Source organism: Mycolicibacterium iranicum (assembly GCF_002101705.1).
In the GTDB taxonomy this organism is placed as follows: Bacteria; Actinomycetota; Actinomycetes; order Mycobacteriales; family Mycobacteriaceae; genus Mycobacterium; species Mycobacterium iranicum.
In genome coordinates this window covers 1-17,768 of record NZ_LQPC01000023.1, presented here as the reverse complement: position 1 = coordinate 17,768, position 17,768 = coordinate 1, and the positions used below count along the sequence as shown (strand labels likewise).

The window sequence follows — 17,768 nt, the reverse complement described above, 5'->3', positions numbered from 1 at the left end:
GGGCCGGCGGCTACCGCGGTGACGGTGGTGGGTCTTGGGGCGGTGGAGGTTGCGCCGGTGGTGATCGTGGCCCCGGCGGCCGCGGGCACCACGGGTCAGCCGATCACGGTCAGCCCGGTGGTGGTGCTCACTGATCCGGATTCCGATATCGAGTCGGTGGTGGTGACGGTCGACGGGGACGGGGTCTTCGGTTGGGGTGCCCTGCTCGGTGGCATTGATGCCGATGATTCGGTGGCCGGTCAGGTCACGTTCAGTGGTGCGGCCAGTGCGGGGGTGTATCAGCAAGTCCTGCAGTCGGTCACACTCACCTCGGCGACGGCTGGGGTGCAGACGGTGTCCTTTGAAGTGACTGATGTGGATGGCAACTCCAACGTGTTGCCGGCGGCTACCGCGGTGACGGTGGTGGGTCTTGGGGCGGTGGAGGTGTCTCCGGTGGTGATCGTGGCCCCGGCGGCCGCCGGCACCACGGGTCAGCCGATCACGGTGTCTCCGGTGGTGGTGCTCACCGATCCCGACTCGCAGATCGAGTCGGTGGTGGTGACGGTCGATGGGGACGGGGTCTTCGGTTGGGGTGCCCTGCCCGGTGGCCTTGATGCTGATGACTCGGTGGCTGGTCAGGTCACGTTCAGTGGTGCGGCGAGCGAGTCGGTGTATCAGCAAGTCCTGCAATCGATCACGCTGACCTCCGCGACAGCCGGGCTCTCCACCGTCGAGTTCACGGTGACTGATGTTGATGGCAACACCAACGTGTTGCCCGCGGCCACCGCAGTCACTGTCGTGGGTCTTGGGGCGGTGGAGGTTGCTCCGGTGGTGATCGTGGCCCCGGCCGCCGCGGGGACGACCGGTCAGCCGGTCACGGTCAGTCCGATTGTGGTGCTGACTGATCCGGATTCCGATATCGAGTCGGTGGTGGTGACTGTTGATGGTGGCGGGGTGCTGGGCTGGACGCTGTCTGGTGGCATTGATGCCGATGATTCGGTGGCCGGTCAGGTCACCTTCTCTGGTGCCGCGACAGCGGCGGCATACCAGGACCTGCTGCAATCACTCACGCTGACCTCCTCGGTCCCCGGTCTGAAGTCGGTGTCCTTTGCGGTGACTGATGTGGATGGGAACTCCAACGTTCTGCCGGCGGCCACTGTCGTGACGGTGGTGGGTCTGGGGGCGGTGGAGGTGTCTCCGGTGGTGATCGTGGCCCCGGCCGCCGCGGGCACCACGGGTCAGCCGATCACGGTCAGCCCGATTGTGGTGCTCACCGATCCGGACTCCGATATCGAGTCGGTGGTGGTGACGGTCGATGGTGGCGGGGTGCTGGGCTGGACGCTCTCTGGTGGCATTGATGCCGATGATTCGGTGGCTGGTCAGGTCACGTTCAGTGGTGCGGCCACCGCGGCGGTGTATCAGCAAGTCCTGCAATCACTCACGCTGACCTCGGCCTCAACAGGCGTCTCGACGGTGTCCTTTGAAGTGACTGATGTTGATGGCAACTCCAACGTGTTGCCGGCGGCTACGGCGGTGACGGTGGTGGGTCTGGGTCCGGTCGAGGTGTCGCCAATCCTGGTGGTGGCTCCGGCGGCGGCGGGGTTGGCGGGTCAGCCGATCACGGTCAGCCCGATTGTGGTGCTCACCGATCCCGACTCGCAGATCGAGTCGGTGGTGGTCACGGTCGACGGGGACGGGGTGCTGGGCTGGACGCTCTCTGGTGGCATTGATGCCGATGACTCGGTGGCTGGTCAGGTCACCTTTAGTGGTGCCGCGACAGCGGCGGCATACCAGGACCTGCTGCAATCACTCACGCTGACGTCGGCGGCTCCTGGCCTGCAGACGGTGTCCTTTGAAGTGACTGATGTTGATGGCAACACCAATGTGTTGCCGGCGGCTACCGCGGTGACGGTGGTGGGTCTGGGGGCGGTGGAGGTGTCTCCGGTGGTGATCGTGGCCCCGGCCGCCGCGGGCACCACGGGTCAGCCGATCACGGTCAGCCCGATCGTGGTGCTGACCGATCCAGATTCGGATATCGAGTCGGTGGTGGTGACGGTCGATGGGGACGGGGTCTTCGGTTGGGGGGCCCTGCCCGACGAGATCGATGCCGATGACTCGGTGGCTGGTCAGGTCACGTTCAGTGGTGCGGCCACCGCGGCGGTGTATCAGCAAGTCCTGCAATCACTCACGCTGACCTCGGCCTCAACAGGCGTCTCGACGGTGTCGTTCACGGTGACTGATGTTGATGGCAACTCCAACGTGTTGTCGGCGGCTACGGCGGTGACGGTGGTGGGTCTTGGGGCGGTGGAGGTTGCGCCGGTGGTGATCGTGGCCCCGGCCGCCGCGGGGACCACCGGTCAGCCGATCACGGTGTCTCCGGTGGTGGTGTTGACGGATCCGGACTCCGATATCGAGTCGGTGGTCGTCACCGTGGACGGGGACGGGGTGCTGGGGTGGGGAACCCTGCCCGGCGGCATCGATGCTGATGATTCGGTCGCGGGCCAGGTCACCTTCACGGGTGCGGCGAGCGCGGCGGTGTATCAGCAAGTCCTGCAATCGATCACGCTGACCTCCGGCACGGCGGGGATTTCCACGGTGTCCTTTGCGGTGACTGATGCCGATGGCAACACCAATGTGCTGTCGGCGGGCACGGTGGTGACGGTGGTGGGGTTGGGTCCGGTGGAGGTGTCGCCGGTGCTGATCGTGGCCCCGGCCGCCGCGGGCACCACGGGTCAGCCGATCACGGTGTCTCCGGTGGTGGTGTTGACGGATCTGGACTCCGATATTGAGTCGGTGGTCGTCACGTTGGACGGTGACGGGGTGCTGGGTTGGGGTGCCCTGCCGGTTGGTATCGATGCTGATGACACGGTCGCGGGCCAGGTCACCTTCAGTGGTGCCGCGACGGCGGCCGCTTACAAAGACGTGTTGCAGTCGGTCACGCTGACCTCAGCCTCGGCGGGGATTTCCACGGTGTCCTTCGCGGTGACTGATGCCGACGGCAACACCAATGTGCTTCCCGCGGGCACGGCAGTGACGGTGGTCGGGCTGGGCCCGGTCGAGGTTGCCCCGGTGCTGATCGTGGCGCCGGCGGCCGCGGGCACGACCGGGCAGCCGATCACGGTGTCCCCGGTGGTGGTGTTGACCGATCCGGACTCCAATATCGAAACCGTCGTGGTGACCGTCACCGGGGATGGTGTGCTGGGGTGGGGAACCCTGCCCGGCGGCATCGATGCTGATGACACGGTGCCCGGCCAAGTGACGTTCACGGGCGCGGCCACGGCGGCCGCCTACCAGCAAGTGCTGCAGTCGGTCACGCTGACGTCGTCGGTTCCTGGCCTGAAGTCGGTCGAGTTCGCCGTCACCGATGTGGATGGCAACACCAATGTGCTGCCGGCGGGCACGGTGGTGACGGTGGTGGGGTTGGGTCCGGTGGAGGTGTCGCCGGTGCTGATCGTCGCTCCGGCGGCCGCGGGCACCACGGGTCAGCCGATCACGGTGTCTCCGGTGGTGGTGTTGACCGATCCGGACTCCGATATCGAGTCGGTGGTCGTCACGGTCACCGGGGATGGGGTTCTGGGGTGGGGCGCCCTTTCGGGCGGGATCAGCGCCGATGACCAGACGCCCGGGCAGGTCACCTTTACCGGGGCGGCGAGCGCGTCGGTGTATCAGCAAGTCCTGCAATCGATCACCTTGACCTCCGGCACGGCCGGAATTTCCACGGTGTCCTTCGCGGTGACTGATGCCGACGGCAACACCAATGCTCTGTCGGCGGCCACCACCGTGACCGTGGTCGGGCTGCCCGCTTCTGCGCCGATCGTTCTCACCTCGATCGTGAGCGTCCCCTACACGGCTGGTGCAACCGCCGTCACCGTCGATCCGGCAATCATTCTCCTGGACGGCGACTCAGGAATCATGTCGGGCGCCACGGTGACGGTTGTCGACCCTGAAGCCGGCGACACATTGTCCTGGGGCACACTGCCGCCCGACGTGGTGGCGAACTTCGTGGGTGGCGTTCTCACCTTCGAGGGGGATGCAAGTGTCGGCGAGTATCAGGACCTGCTGCGGTCGGTGAGGTTCGCCACCAACTCGACGGCGTCGACGGCCGTCCGCGTCATCGAGTTCACGGTCACCGATGACACTCTGGCGACCAGTACTGCGGGGTCGGTGGGAGTGACGGTGTTGTCGCTGCCGATCCTGGCCGCCCCCGTCGTCGTCACGTCTGTGGCCAACGTCAACTACACGGCCGGCAGCACGGCTACCACCGTGGATTCGAATCTGGTTCTACTCGACGCTGATTCGTCGATGTTGTCCGGAGCGGTGGTGTCGATTGTCGGCGGAGCGGGGGTGGGGGAGACGCTGTCGTTCCAGACGCTGGGTGACATCGACGGAAACTACAGCAACGGCGTTCTGACCTTCGAGGGGGCCGGTACGCTCGCGGAGTATCAGCAAGTACTCAGGTCGGTGACGTATTCGACAAGTAGCGGTGCGCTGGCCACGATCAAGAGCATTTCCTTCGTCGTGACCGATGCTGACGGAAGGGTGAGCAGTCCGGGTCTTGTTGCGGTGACGATCGTCTCGGCACCGCTGAACGTTGCCCCGCTCGTCGTCACGTCGGGCGTCAACCTCTCGTATACCGCGGGTGGCACGCCGCTCACGATCGACGGCAACCTGTCGCTGCTGGAACTCGACTCCAACACGCTCAAAGGCGCAACAGTGAAGATCGTCGGGAACTTCGCGGCGGGCGACATCCTCGATTTCAGTGGACAGCCAGGGATCTCAGGTTCGTATGACGATGCCACGGGCACGTTGACCTTCACCGGTGACGCGGCTGTGAGTGTCTACCAGGAATTGCTGCGATCTGTGACGATCTCCACCGGTACGTCCGCATTGGCAACGATCAAGACCGTGTCGTTCACCGTGACCGATTTGCAGAACGCGACGAGCCTCCCGGGTTCTGTGGCGGTAACCGTGGTGGCGGCGCCGGTGAACCTGTCACCACTGGTGACCACGCTGCTGGGGCCGATCTACACCGCCGGCAACACCGCCGTGGCAGTCAATCCGCTTCTCACCGTGCTGGATCTGGATTCGTCGACGATGCAGGGAGCATCGGTGGCGATCACCGGAAACTTCACGCCCGGCGACATCCTCTCCTTCACGCCGACGTCAGGAATCATGGGCAACTTCAATACCGCAACCGGGGTCCTGACATTCGTCGGCAGTGCCTCCACGGCGACCTACCAACAGCTCCTCCGCTCAGTGACTTTCGCGTCGGGAGCACTCGGGACGACGTCGGTGAAGACCATCACCTTCACCGTCACCGACTCGCTCGGCAGCACCAGTCCGGGGGCGTTGGCTCTCGTGACTCAGACGGCAAACTCGGCGCCGGTGGTGACCGCCACCTTCGGATTAATTCTCTTGAGCCTGCCTGTGGTCGCTTCGACTGCCTCGATCGTCGACGATTCCTCGTTCCTCGATCGATCCGTCATCACGGTGACGAATCCGCAGAGCGGCGACACTCTGTCGTTCACGCCAACGGCTTCGACTGGGAGCATTGTCGGAGATGTCACTGGGAATGGTTCCGTACTGACACTGACGGGGTCCGGGACCGTGGCGGAGTATGAGGCTGCGCTTCGGGCGGTCCGCTTTAACAGGGCTAACTGGGGGCTGTTTGGCTTACGCAATATCTCGATCACCGTTCGAGATGCTCAGGGCCTGACCAGCACGCCGACGACCGGGACGATCAATTGGGTCCTGTGATCTAGATGGCCGGGCCGAGCAGGTCGTCGGCGTCCTTGATGACGTACCCGTAGCCCTGCTCGGCGAGGAACCGCTGGCGGTGAGCGGCGTACTCGGCATCCAAGCTGTCTCGGGATACCACTGAATAGAACACTGCACCGCCACCGTCTGCTTTCGGACGCAGCAGACGGCCCAGACGCTGGGCCTCCTCCTGGCGCGATCCGAACGTTCCCGAAACCTGCACGGCGACACTGGCTTCCGGGAGGTCGATGGAGAAGTTCGCGACCTTTGACACCACCAGCGTCCTGATCTCGCCACTACGGAACTTGTCGAAAAGCTCCTCGCGCTCGGCTGTTTTCGTCGAACCCTGAATGACCGGAGCATCCAACTCGGCGCCCAGCTCGTCGAGCTGGTCGAGGTAGGCGCCGATGACCAGCGTCGGTTCGTTGGGGTGACGTTCCAGGATCGACTTCACCACCGCGATCTTGGTATGCGCCGTGGCGCACAGCTTGTAGCGCTCCTCCGGTTCGGCTGTCGCATACAGCATGCGCTCGTTGTCGGTCATGGTGACGCGCACTTCCACGCATTCAGCAGGCGCGATCCAGCCTTGAGCCTCGATGTCCTTCCACGGTGCGTCGTAGCGTTTCGGCCCGATCAGCGAGAACACGTCGCCCTCCCGGCCGTCTTCGCGGATCAGCGTCGCCGTCAGCCCGAGTCGGCGCCGCGACTGGAGGTCGGCCGTCATCCGGAACACCGGCGCAGGCAACAGGTGCACTTCGTCGTAAATGATGAGGCCCCAATCGCGGCTGTCGAACAACTCGAGATGCTTGTACTCGCCCTTGGTGCGGCGGGTGATGACCTGATAGGTGGCGATGGTTACTGGGCGGATCTCCTTGCGCTCACCTGAATACTCGCCGATCTCGTTCTCGGTCAATGACGTTCGAGCGATCAGCTCCCTTTTCCACTGTCGGCCCGCCACGGTGTTGGTGACGAGAATCAACGTCGTCGCACCGGCCTTGGCCATCGCCGCCGCACCGACCAGGGTCTTACCGGCGCCGCACGGCAGCACCACAACCCCTGATCCGCCGTCCCAGAACGAGTCGGCGGCCATCTGCTGGTAGTCACGCAGGTGCCAGCCGTCCTGGTCGAGATCGATCGGGTGCGCTTCGCCGTTGACGTACCCGGCCAGATCCTCGGCCGGCCAGCCGATCTTGAGCAGCATCTGCTTGACGCGGCCGCGTTCGCTGTTGTGCACGATCACTGTGTCGTCATCGATCCGGGCCCCGAGCATCGGGCTGATCTTCTTGTTGCGCAACACCTCCTCGAGCACGGCGCGGTCGAAGCTGACCAGCGTCAGGCCGTGCGCGGGGTGCTTGACCAGCTGCAGGCGCCCATAGCGGGCCATGGTGTCGACGATGTCGACCAGCAGGGGCTGGGGGACGGCATAGCGGGAGAACGAGACGAGTGCGTCCACGACCTGCTCGGCGTCGTGTCCGGCTGCCCGCGCGTTCCACAGCGCGAGGGGGGTGATCCGGTAGGTGTGCACGTGCTCGGGCGCGCGCTCCAGCTCGGCGAACGGAGCAATCGCCGCGCGAGCGGCACCAGCCTGCTCGTGGTCGACTTCGAGCAGCACCGTCTTGTCGGACTGAACGATCAAAGGGCCGTCAGTCACCGGTCGGCTCGCTGAGGAGTTGGCTAGAAGTCACGTTTGTCCATTATCCAGACTGCTCAGACCTGCAGCTGTGTCACGAGTTCATGCGGACGCTCGGATATGGCGTCTCAGTTGCCGTGCCAATGGGACGGCTAACCCAAGAGCCAATCTCTGCGACTGGGTCGCCGTGAAGGTGTCGAACCTGCCGTGGCATTGCGAAGAACCGGTTCAACCGTGAGCTAACTCCATCCGAAGAACGAAAATACTCCAACCTCGGAATTGCCCGTTGCGCCCGTTGTCGCACCATATTGACCCTTTTAGAGCAAATCAGTCGTTCCCTAGTTGAATAATCTTCTGATGTCGGTGACATCGACGACAATTTTGCTCTAATCTCCCCGATGTGTTGTGTAACGCGATGGCGTCGAGCCTCGATCGCCCGCTACCGGCAAGCGTTTTGTCGGATCGCGTACGGATCATGAGGTGGCACGTCGCCTACCGGCGTCACGGCACTCCCATGCGCCGACTTCTCGTGTGAGCCCGGTGGGGGCATGCGGGGCGGACCAACTAGGCAACGGAGGCTTTTACGTGAGCGCAAACCAGGCTCGTCATCGGATCGCTCGCGACGAATCGGGCGCCCCCACCGTGAACAGGTTCTGGGCGGCGAAGGAACTCCTCGACCTCGCCCAGCCGACCGGTTCGCCGCGGCACATGCAGCAGGCTTCCAACCGGCACCTCTGCGTTGGTCGGGTGGGTGCGCTCGCAGTCTCTCTCGGCATCGGTTTCGCTCTATACACCTCAGCCACTGGTGTTGCCTTCGCTGCCGAAACCGGCTCCTCGTCCACTGGCGCAGATGGGTCGAATGGTGGACAGCCGCAAGCTTCTGACAACGACGACAACGGCGAGGCCGAACGAAGTGCCGAAAACAAAGAGGGCTACGAGAACGGCGACGGCGAAACAGACAACGCCGGCGGCGAGGACGACGATGACGTTACTGCCGACGTAGACGAGAACACGGGCGCAGAGCCGGATGGTATTGGGCCAGGTGACGAAGACGAGCAGAAACTCGACGCGGAGATCGTGGATAGCGACGCCCACGAGCCGCAGGTAGGCTCCGGCAGCCCCGATACGCCACTCGGGGTATCGGGCTCCGACAAGACGGGCGACCACGACGACATCCCAACCGGACCGCAGGACGAGACTCCGCCGCCGGCGACAGTCGACACCTCCGTGGCGGAGCCGCCCGCATCGATCGCACCCGCGGTGGAGCCGACGGAACCGGAAGGGTCCATACCGCCGGAGGCGGTGGAAGTAGCCGTCCTCGTGCCACTGGAAGAGAGCGTCGAGGTACCCGAGGTCATCAGGATGGCGGTGTCGAACGTCGTCTCGCCCCTGCTGAACACTGGAAACCCGATTCAGTCGGCCTTGACCGACACCCTGCTGGCCTGGGTGCGGCGCCTGATCAACCACACCTTCTTCAACAAAACCCCGGTGATCAGCGAGGTGACCACGTCGGAATTTCTCGGAACCAGGACGATCACCATCAACGCCACCGACCCCAACGGCGATCCGCTCACCTACGAGGTTGTCACCGGGCCCTCGAAGGGCGTCCTGGTCCCCGGATTGATAGCGGGCACGTTCACCTACGTTCCGAACCCACTGGAGCTGCTAGGCGGCCCTTACACCGAGACGTTGAAGTTCAGGGTCCGTGACGATTCCGAGCACCTCACGGGCGTGTACGGCACCATCCAGTCCTTCCTGGAGAACGTCGCCAGGTGGTTGGGCTTGGCCAAGGCCGACACGGTCGAAACGAAGGAGATCACATTCACAGTTGGCGCCGGCGACATCGAGCTGGGGCTGCCGCCGCTGGTCACCGCTTCGGGCGGGAAGACGTACCGGCTCGGTTCGTCGGGGATCGCGCCGATTACGTCGGTGTCCATAAATGACATCGACTCCGATTACGTCACCGGGGCGATCGTGTCCGTTAAGACCGACGACCTGTTGTTCTCGAAGTTCATCGCCGGCGACAAGCTGAGCTTCACCGATACCGCCGACATCACCGGGGTCTACGACGAGAGCACCGGCGTGTTGACGCTGTCCGGACGCGCAACCAAAGCGGCTTATGAAGTAGCGCTGGAGTCAGTGACCTTCACCGCTACGCAGGTGGTCGAGCGCTTCCTCGGCCTCGGCTTCGTGGGTCGCACGCTGTCGATAGTTGTCAGCGATGACACCGGCGCCTCGAACAGTCTGTTCCCCGGCAGGGCGTCACTGGCCGTCGCCAAGGCGGCGCCGAGTGCAGCGCCAACAGTGACACTGTCAGGCTCTCCGTCGTACCCGACCTTCATCCTGGGCAAGCCGGCCGTGTCCGCGCTGCCGTCGGTGATCATCACCGATTCGGACTCGACCACCCTGTCCGGAGCCACGGTGACAGTGAGGGCCAGTGGCCTGTTGGGCACGTTCGTCTCGGGTGACAAACTCAACTTCGCCAACGGCAACGGTATCTTAGGGAGCTACAACACCGGTACCGGTGTGCTGACACTGTCCGGCAATGCGACGCTGGCCCAGTACGAGGCGGCGCTCGAAGCCGTGACGTTCAGCGCCACCCAGGGTGGCGGTCTCCTCGGCGCGCTGTCGGACAGGACGATCGTAGTCAGTGTCACCGACGAGATCAGCCGTACTAGCGATGAGGCGCTGGCGTCGGTGAAGGTCGCAAATCCGGTGACGCCATCCGTTTCGCTCTCGGGCACAACGACATTCGTGCTTGGCTACTCGCATGTCGTCGCGTTGCCGTCGGTGACGATCAGCGATTCGGATTCACCGATGCTGTCAGGTGCGAAAGTCACCGTCCGGAAGGACGACTTGTTGTTCCCGGACTATGTCTCCGGCGACACATTGAATTTCACCAACCAGAACGGTATCTCGATCGTCTCCAATACCAACGGCGTGCTGACGCTGGCCGGTGACGCAACGGTGGCGCAGTACAAGGCGGCGCTGGAGTCGATCACCTTCTCTGCGACTCAGGTCATCGACGGCCTCCTCGGCGGAACGGTGTCCCGGAAATTGACCGTCACGGTCACCGATGAACTCGGTCTGACCAGTGATGCCAAAACGGGCACCGCGAGGGTGGTCCGGCCGACCGCGCCGTCGGTGTCGGTCTCCGGTGCAACCCCGACGTACACCGTAGGAAAGGCCGGTGTCGTTGTGCTGCCGACGGTGACCATCGCCGACTCGGAGTCGATGACCCTGACAAAGGCGACCGTAACGGTCCGCAAGGACGACTTCCTGTTCTCGGACGTCGTCTCGGGTGACAAGCTGAATTTCAGCGATCAGAACGGCATCACAGGCTCCTACAACACCAACACCGGTGTGCTCACCTTGACCGGTACCGCATCACTGGCCAATTACACGACTGCGCTGCAGTCGGTTACCTTCACAGCCACCCAGGTCATCGACGGGCTGATCAGCGGTACCGTCGGCCGTACCATCACGCTTACCGTCACCGATGAGACCAATCTGACCAGTGATTCGTTCTCGGCGTCAGTGAACGTCGTGAGATCGGTTGCTCCGACGGTGTCGTTGTCCGGGGGGCCGCAGACGGTGGTGCTCGGCAAAACCGGCGCGGCGGTGCTGCCGACAGTGACCATCACCGACTCGGATTCGAACGTGCTGACCGGTGCCAAGGTGAAGGTGACGGCGGCGCCAGCTCTCATCCCTGTGCACATCGCCGGTGACACATTCAATTTCGCAAGCCAGAACGGAATTTCGATAGTCTCGAATTCCGCCGGGGTGCTGACGCTGACCGGCAATGCGACGGTGGCGCACTACAAGGCGGCGCTGGAGTCGATCACGTTCAGCGCCACCAGCCCAGGCGGCTTGTTCGGCGCACTGCTCGACCGTACATTCACCGTCACCGTCACCGATGACAGCACGGCGACCAGCAATGAGGTCTCGCGCGCAGTTAACATCGCCAACCCCGTGCTGCCCACGGTGTCCGTCTCGGGCCCGGTACCGACGTTCGTCATCGGCAAGTCGATAGTGACGGCTTTACCGACCGTGACCATGAGCGATTCGGATTCGTCGACGCTGTCGAAGGCCATCGTGACAGTCAAGACGGACGACGGCATTTTCTCCACCGTCGTCGGGGGAGATGTGCTGGGCTTCAACAACACCAACCCGTGGGGCATCTCGGGGGGCTACAGCAATGGCGTGTTGACGCTCACCGGCAACGCCTCGCTGGCGAACTACACGTCCGCCCTGCAGTCGGTCACCTTCAGCGCCACGCAGAACACCACCGACCGCGTCCTGACGGTCGCGGTGACGGCAACCGACGATCTGAACCAGGCCAGCGACACCGCGTCGGCGACGGTCAAGGTGGCCTTCCCGGCGCCACCGACACTATCGGTGTCGGGGGCTACACCGACCTACCTGTTCGGCAGGTCCGGGGTGAAGTTGCTGCCGGCGGTGGCGATCGGCGATTCGGATTCGGCGACGCTCTCGGGCGCGAGGGTGACAGTTGTGGGGACGATCCTGGGGATTCCGTCCAGCTTCGTATCCGGTGATGCGTTGGGCTTCACGAATCAGAACGGTATTTCGATCGCGTCCAACATGAATGGCGTGCTGACTCTCACAGGTACGGCGACTCTGGCTCAGTACAAGACTGCGCTGGAATCGATCACCTTCAGCGCGACGGAGGGCGGAGGTGTTTTCGGCGCGTTTGTTGACCGGGCAGTCACGATAACGGTCACCGACGAGATCAACCGGACCAGCGACGAGGTGTCACGTTCGGTCAAGGTGGACAACCCTGCGCCAGCGACGGTGTCGGTGTCGGGCTCGACCCCGACCTACTTGATCGGCAGGGCTGGCGTGGTGGCACTGCCGTCGGTGACGATCAAGGATTCGGACTCGACCGAGGTCGCCGGAGCCAAGGTGTCTGTCAAGACCGACGAGTTCTTTCCAAGCGTCGTCGCAGGTGATGTGTTGGGCTTCAACAACTCCAACGCCTGGGGCATCACCGGTAGCTACAGCGGCGGGGTGCTGGCCCTGACCGGAACCGCGTCGGTGACCAACTATCAGTTGGCGTTGATGTCGATCACGTTCAGCACCACCGCTGACACGGCCGACAGGAGACTGACGATTACCGTCACCGGAGCCGACGATCAGAGCGTGGCGAGTAGCGAGGCGTCTCGCACGGTCAAGGTCGGCACCACCGTCACGCCGACGGTAAGCCCGTCCGGCATGACACCAACGTTCTACCTGACCAAGTCGAGCCCGCTGATCGCTCTGCCTGGTGTGACAGTCGGTGATCCGGACTCGCCGCTGCTGTCCGGCGCATCGGTGACCGTCAAGGCCGGCTCGACGGTGGTTGGCTCGGATGTCCTGGCTTTCAACAACTCCAACGCGTGGGGCATCACCGGCACGTTCAGCAACGGGGTGATGTCGCTGACCGGAAGCGCTTCGGCCGCCAATTATCAGGCCGCACTGCAGTCGATCACGTTCGCCGCGACGACGAATACGACGACCCGCACGCTTACCGTGACGGTGACGAGTCCCGATGACACCACGTCGACAGCGACGGCGACGGCTTCGATAGCTGTGTCCAACCCCGTGGCCCCGACCGTAGGTCTGAGTGGTACCGATTTGATTCAGCTGTTCGGCCCCAGCAGCACTGTTATTCTGGACGGCGCCGCAAGAACGGTCATCGGAGAAGCCACCATCAACGACCCCGACTCGACACTCATGTCGAAGGCGGTCGTGATGGTAAGGACTGGCGGCGGTTCGCACATTGCGAGCGATGTACTTGCGTTCACGGCCGCGAACGGAATCACGATGCAGTCCAACACAAGCGGTGTGCTGACGTTGGTCGGTAGTGCGACCAAGGCCGCCTACAAGGCCGCGCTCGAGTCCGTCACCTTGAAGGTTGTCGACGGCGGCGGCTTGTTCGGCGCTCCGACGGGCAGGACGGTGTCCGTCACGCTGACTGACGAATTGGGTTCGACGGGTGCGACTTCGACGGTGGCGGTGAGCGTCAACCTGTTCTAAGCGCCGTCGGCCGAAACCACCGATGTGACACGGTGGATGGCGAATTCGCGCACCCGGCCCGACGCCGGATCGTAGGCCGTCAGCTGTCCACCGCGCACATTGATCGGCGACACCACCCGCTGAGTGGCCACCCCGGCCGGGTCGACGTAGCCGATGACGACCGACTCCTGATGGTGGGCGGCCTGCTGCAGCTCCGTGATCGCCACCGCGGGATCGAGGCGCAGCCCGGATGACGGTGCCGAGGCGACCTTGCGAAGGACGGCAATAATCGCGGCCAGTGTCTGATCTGTCGGCACCGGGTTGTGGCGATATCCGCGACGACGTCCCGGCACAGGCACGCGGGCTCCTCGCATCCGCAGATCGACGATGGCGCCCGTCGCATCTTCGGCGGCCGGGGCAAACCCGGCGGCACGTAACGCGGCGAGGACCTCCGAAATCGGCGCCTGCGATACCGCAACGGTGGGTGCGAGCAAACGCAGCTCGACCGCCTCCGTCGCAGGTGCGGCGACTGCCTGGGCCAGCAGGGCCGCGTCTTCACATCGCACGAACGACGACGCCATACCGACCCGCAGCTGCCCGTGGCGTCTCGCTACGTCGTCGATGAGGTAGGTGAGTGCTTGCGGCACAGGGGTTTTCGAGTGTTGATTGAACAACGCGTGTAGCTCGCCCGCCGTCTTGCCGGTATCGAGGGCGCGCCGGACCGACGACTCGTCGATGCGGTACACCATCGCTGCCCCCGCCGACTCAACATTGGCGACGGCCGCGAGCTGCTCGGCTAGCGCGCGTTCGAGCGGCCCCGGGACGATCACCGTTAGATCGGCCTGGAGCAGGAAGTGGTCGATTGGGGCGGGGAGCGCTTTCTGCATGGCGGCGATGACGACATCGTCCGCTTCGCCGGCGAGCAGACGCCGGATCGGGGTGGCGATGGCGCCACGTCCGACGGCGCCCATCGCGTGAGCCTCGGTCAGCAGGTCGGCCACCGGTGCACGCTGCAGCCGTACCGCCCACCGCGGCCGGTTCCACACCATGGCCGCCGATGCGCTATCGGCGTCTACGCCTGCGCCGGGCGGCAGTTCCGCCAACGTGTCGAGCAAAAGCCTGCGGTCCAGCGGTGCCGCCGTCGAGAACAGCGAATCAGACAGCGCGGCATAGGGTTTGCCGTCGGGGCCACGGCTGCCCACCAGGCTGGGACGGCCTGGCAGGTCGAGCCATGCCGTTACCAGCAGGTGCCATTTAGCCGCCGACGGCGATTCGATGAACCGGTCGGCGTTGACCGTCGGCGCCCACGCCGACGCCGCCGTATCCGACGGGTCCGGATCCGGAATGCCGGGCGCGATCAGCCCGGAAGCGGCCGCGACCTCCAGGATCAGGCCGAGGCGGCGTTCCTGGATCCCGGTGACCTTGGTCAGCCGCTTCACCTCGCGGATGCCGAGCCCGCCGCTGCGAAGCTCGGGAACCGGTGCATCACTGAGGTTTTCGAGAACAACCTCGACTTCGCGCAGGAGGTCGATCGCGGCACCCGCCGCGACAGCGTCGACGTCGGCGGCCTTCGTCGTCGTCACCGTCGGATCGGGCTTCGAAAGGCTCACCGGTCCCGGGGTCTCCCCGCGCAGCACCTGACCGACGAGGCGCGGCAGGATAACCGTGTCGTCGTCGATCCTGCGCAACAGGCCGGCGGCGAGCAGCCGCGGCACCGGCCGCTCGGGCGGGGTGTTCGGCGACGCGTCGCGCGTCCGACCGACCGGCGACCCTTCGAGCAGCTTGTCCAGCAGATCGCGGGCCGCGTCGTCGAGACCCTCCAGCGCCTGCGTGACATCGTCGCTCGACAGCGCCGTGCTTTCGACGGTGGCCTGCCCCGGATACCAGGGCAGACTCGACGCGACCTCAGCAGCGACGCGAAGGGCGCCCGCGCCGGTCACGTCGCCCCAAACCAGAGCTCGCACGCAGAGGTCGTCGACCGCACCTCTCACATCAACGCCTTCGGCGCGCTCGCCCAATGCGTCCGTCAACTCGGCGAACGTGGCGGTGGTCGTCTCGGCGTGCAGCGTCAGCAGACCGTCGAGTACCGCCAGGTGCAGAAAGTCGAGGTCATCGGTGGCCGCCTTCACGGATTGGCGCGCACCGGCGCGCGCGGCCAGGGCGGCGATGCTGCCGGGCGGTGGCTGGGTGAGGTCGGGCCGCAGACGCAGCAGCCGGATCAGCTGCTCGTCATCGGAGTCGGCCAGCCAGGCGGCCAACGGCACACCTGGTGCCTTCGCTCTCGAGCTCATTGCTGACCAGCGTAAAGGAGCCTCCCGACCTCGCCAGTCGGCGATCGGCCTGCCACAATGTCTGCGTGGCTGATGACAAGAAGAACCGATACGTCGACCCGGGTTGGCCGACGACCGATGCCGACGACCATGCGGTCAGTGAACTGGCCGCCGACCGCACCGGGGCGCTGTCCCCGTTCGGCGACGTCACGTTCCCGCTGCCTGCCGAAGAACTTCCGTTCATCCAAGCTGTCACCGTCGTAAACAAGTAGCGGTGCCCGACCGCCTCTCGCATCTCGACGAGACCGGCGCGGCCCACATGGTCGACGTCACCGCCAAGGACGCCACCAAGCGAGTGGCGACCGCCAAAGGCACCGTGCGCACCGGCCCCGACGTCATCGCGATGATCACCGCGAACGGGCTCCCCAAGGGAGATGCCCTGGCCACCGCGCGCATTGCAGGCATCATGGCCGCCAAGCGGACGAGCGACCTCATTCCGCTCTGCCATCCGCTGGCCGTCACTGGCGTCGACATCGACTTCATCGTCGGCGGTGACGAGGATCCCGGTGCCGTCGACATCGTCGCGACCGTGCGCACCACCGACCGCACCGGTGTCGAGATGGAGGCACTCACCGCCGTCAGCGTCGCCGCGCTGACGATCTACGACATGATCAAGGCCGTCGACCGGGCCGCCAGCATCGACGACATCCGTGTCGTCCACAAGGAGGGCGGCAAGACCGGGACGTGGACGCGGTGACCCGTTCGGGCGTCGTCATCATCGCGTCCACCCGCGCCTCCAGCGGCGTCTACGAGGACAAGTGCGGGCCCGTCCTCGTCGACTGGCTCAACGGCCGCGGCATCGACACCCCGGCGCCGGTCGTCGTCGGCGACGGTGATCCGGTCGCCGCCGCTTTGAGAACGGCGCTGCGCGAGAGCCCGAACGTCATCCTCACCTCAGGCGGCACCGGCATCTCGCCCACCGATGCGACCCCCCAGATCACCGCCGCAGCGCTCGACTATGAGATCCCCGGTCTGGCTGATGCCATCAGACGTTCCGGTCTGCCTCATGTGCCGACATCGGTGCTGTCGCGGGGAGTTTGCGGGGTCGCGGGCCGGACCCTCGTCGTGAACCTTCCCGGCTCGCTCGGCGGCGTGAAGGACGGCCTCGGCGTGCTCGCCGACGTCCTCGTGCACGCACTCGATCAACTGCAAGGCAAGGACCACTCGCGATGACACTCGTCGTGCGCGCCGCACTGACCGACCAGCCCATCGATCCGACCGATCACGAGAAACTGGTCGCCCACGAGTCGGCCGGAGCGGTCGTTGCGTTCGCCGGGGTCGTGCGTGACCACGATGGCGGCCGGACGGTGACGCGGCTGGAGTACTCCTCGCACCCGACGGCGGAGCAGACGCTGGCCGAGGTCGTCGCCGAAGTCGCAGCAGAATCTCACGGCATCCGTGCGATCGCCGTCAGTCACCGGGTCGGCGTCCTGCACATTGGCGATGCCGCGCTGGTCGCAGCGGTCGCGGCCGACCACCGCGGCGCAGCGTTCGAGACCTGCGCCCGGCTGGTCGACCGCGTCAAGGAGCGGCTACCGATCTGGAAGCATCAGTTCTTCGCCGACGGCACCGACGAATGGGTCAACTCCGCGTAGCGACCTGTCAGGCGGGAGGCAGCACCGGAGCCGGAGCGGCCAGGGGGCCCGGCGCCGGAAGCGGAGCCGGGGCTGCCAGCGGAGCCGGAGCGCCAGGAGTAGGGGCCCCGGGAACCGGGGCGGGACCGACCGGAGCCATCGGCGCCGGCCCACCACCGGTCGCCGTCAGCGGGCGCTGCGTCAGCGCCAGCAGAGCGTCGGAACCTGAGATCTCCTGGGTGCGGATCGCGTGCCAGATCTCCTTGAGGTACGTGACGTTTGCACTTTCCTGTGGACCCTGGGGAGCCAGAGCGGCGCCGGGAGGAAGATTCTCGGGGCTGGCGAGGTGCGGAATCTCAGTCGGCACCGGAAGCTCTCCGGAGATGGCCTGATTCGCGATGTCGTAGGCCGGGGCCGGCACGGGAACGTTCGCCAGGGGCGCCAACGGATCGGGGGCGGGCGCGGCGACGGCCGGCGCGGGGG

Annotated in this window: 8 protein-coding genes and 1 pseudogene; 6 read left to right on the top strand and 3 right to left on the bottom strand. The window is 65.2% G+C overall.

The annotated features are described in order from the left end of the window. Nucleotides 1-18 precede the first annotated feature (18 nt). Entirely contained in the window at nucleotides 19-5,736 is a 5,718-nt protein-coding gene (locus AWC12_RS31855; RefSeq protein ID WP_207576392.1) for a beta strand repeat-containing protein, read from the top strand. A gap of 1 nt (nucleotide 5,737) precedes the next feature. On the opposite strand, the gene AWC12_RS07470 is transcribed toward AWC12_RS31855, so the two are convergent. Further along, nucleotides 5,738-7,387, bottom strand: a complete 1,650-nt coding sequence (locus AWC12_RS07470) for a DNA repair helicase XPB (protein WP_024445757.1) — start codon at nucleotides 7,385-7,387, stop codon at nucleotides 5,738-5,740. A 564-nt stretch (nucleotides 7,388-7,951) separates the two neighbouring features. On the opposite strand from AWC12_RS07470, the gene AWC12_RS07465 reads away from it, so the two are divergent. Continuing rightward, complete coding sequence (locus tag AWC12_RS07465; RefSeq protein WP_133057317.1) at nucleotides 7,952-13,402, top strand: hypothetical protein; 5,451 nt, start codon at nucleotides 7,952-7,954, stop codon at nucleotides 13,400-13,402. On the opposite strand, the gene AWC12_RS07460 is transcribed toward AWC12_RS07465, so the two are convergent. Further along, nucleotides 13,399-15,672, bottom strand: coding sequence for a helicase-associated domain-containing protein (locus AWC12_RS07460; RefSeq protein WP_085173324.1), 2,274 nt, complete (start codon nucleotides 15,670-15,672; stop codon nucleotides 13,399-13,401). The two genes, AWC12_RS07465 and AWC12_RS07460, sit on opposite strands and share 4 nt — an antisense overlap. Nucleotides 15,673-15,737: 65 nt before the next feature. Here AWC12_RS07460 and AWC12_RS07455 point away from each other — a divergent pair, with 65 nt between their 5' ends. From AWC12_RS07455 to AWC12_RS07440, 4 genes are read left to right on the top strand one after another with little or no spacing between them, the layout of a single operon-like run. Beyond that, nucleotides 15,738-15,923, top strand: a complete 186-nt coding sequence (locus AWC12_RS07455) for a hypothetical protein (protein WP_024445754.1) — start codon at nucleotides 15,738-15,740, stop codon at nucleotides 15,921-15,923. A gap of 47 nt (nucleotides 15,924-15,970) precedes the next feature. Beyond that, entirely contained in the window at nucleotides 15,971-16,408 is a 438-nt protein-coding gene (gene moaC / locus AWC12_RS07450; RefSeq protein ID WP_051226593.1) for a cyclic pyranopterin monophosphate synthase MoaC, read from the top strand. Further along, nucleotides 16,405-16,884: a MogA/MoaB family molybdenum cofactor biosynthesis protein gene (locus tag AWC12_RS07445; RefSeq protein WP_085173328.1), complete on the top strand. Its 480-nt coding sequence runs from the start codon at nucleotides 16,405-16,407 to the stop codon at nucleotides 16,882-16,884. The genes moaC and AWC12_RS07445 overlap by 4 nt, the downstream gene beginning before the upstream one ends. Further along, the gene (locus tag AWC12_RS07440; RefSeq protein ID WP_085173322.1) at nucleotides 16,881-17,306 is read left to right on the top strand and encodes a molybdenum cofactor biosynthesis protein MoaE; all 426 of its coding nucleotides are present in this window, start codon (nucleotides 16,881-16,883) and stop codon (nucleotides 17,304-17,306) included. Before AWC12_RS07445 ends, AWC12_RS07440 begins: the two co-directional genes overlap by 4 nt. 7 nt (nucleotides 17,307-17,313) lie before the next feature. On the opposite strand, the pseudogene AWC12_RS07435 reads toward AWC12_RS07440, so the two are convergent. Continuing rightward, nucleotides 17,314-17,768 (bottom strand): annotated as a pseudogene (locus AWC12_RS07435) (transglycosylase family protein); the annotation flags it as partial.

What these genes read in the sequence shown, in the direction of transcription:
- AWC12_RS07460 (WP_085173324.1), bottom strand. Translation starts at nt 15,672, where the DNA reads ATGAGCTCGAGAGCGAAGGCACCAGGTGTGCCGTTGGCCGCCTGGCTG.
- moaC (WP_051226593.1), top strand. Translation starts at nt 15,971, where the DNA reads ATGGTCGACGTCACCGCCAAGGACGCCACCAAGCGAGTGGCGACCGCC.
- AWC12_RS07440 (WP_085173322.1), top strand. Translation starts at nt 16,881, where the DNA reads ATGACACTCGTCGTGCGCGCCGCACTGACCGACCAGCCCATCGATCCG.